Source organism: Methylobacterium crusticola (assembly GCF_003574465.1).
GTDB lineage: Bacteria > Pseudomonadota > Alphaproteobacteria > Rhizobiales > Beijerinckiaceae > Methylobacterium > Methylobacterium crusticola.
The window spans coordinates 1-911 of record NZ_QOWC01000489.1; the positions used below are offsets into that span (position 1 = coordinate 1).

Below are 911 nucleotides of genomic sequence, written 5' to 3' on the forward strand. Positions count from 1 at the left end.
GATGCGGATCGCTTTTCGCACCCCTGCTCAATCCTCGTCCTGCCATCTGCGCAGATCAGTCTGGTCATGATAGGCCATGCGGTCCGGCGTGGTGATGAATTCCATCGTCGTGCCCCAGGGCATACGGCAGTAGCAGACCTTGTTTCCAGGACCTTTCTCGGTTGCGTAGGGAATAGCGCGTGGCGCGGTGAGGGGGGTGCCTCCGGCCTTTTCGAAGCGCTCAACCGATGCATCGATGTCGTCGGTGTAGAGAGCGAAGTGCGTGATGCCGAAGTCGCTCGCTCGGATCGGCTGGGCTTGTTCGGGACCGTGCATTTCGAAGAGCTCGATGTCGGGTCCGGTTCCGATCTTGACCATCGCCTGCGCACGCACGATTGTTCCAGGGAAAGCGCCAACGGCCCGCTCGAATTCGGGTCCCTGCCGCGGCGGATCCTGCGGTCCGAAGGACTGATAGATCACCCGGCCGCCGAAAGCTTCCACCAGGAACGATTTTGCTGCTTCGATGTCGGGTACCGTGATGCCGATGTGATTGACGCCGCGTATGACAGGTGCGGTCATGACAGGCTTCCTTTCTGATTTGATCGATCGATCGCGATCCGCCCCCTACAACGGCGCGGGCGCAGAGTTTCAATTGGCCTTGAGGAAATCGATCAGAGCGGCCGCGACTTCATTCGGCCGCTCATCCGCGACATAGTGGCTGCACCGTGCAATCGAGCCGCCCGTCACATTGATGGCGAATTCCTTGAGCATCGGCACCATCTGCGCACCGAAGCGCTGATCCCCGCCGAGACCTAGCACCGGTATTTCGAGCGGCTGCCTCTTGTACGCGAGCGCGGCCGCATGGTCGGCCGCGAGGGTACGATACCATTCCATGCCGCCGCGGGTGCGGCCGGGAAGCGCCATCGCTTTCG

The 911-nt window shown here is 61.6% G+C and carries 2 protein-coding genes; both read right to left on the minus strand.

The annotated features are described in order from the left end of the window. Positions 1-27: 27 nt before the first annotated feature. Positions 28-558 carry a VOC family protein gene (locus DT057_RS35055; RefSeq protein ID WP_128566575.1) on the minus strand — a complete coding sequence of 177 codons (531 nt, stop codon included), beginning with the start codon at positions 556-558 and terminating at the stop codon, positions 28-30. 69 nt (positions 559-627) lie between these two features. After that, the coding region (locus DT057_RS35060; protein WP_162501627.1) for an alpha/beta fold hydrolase at positions 628-911 on the minus strand (284 nt) is incomplete at its 5' end.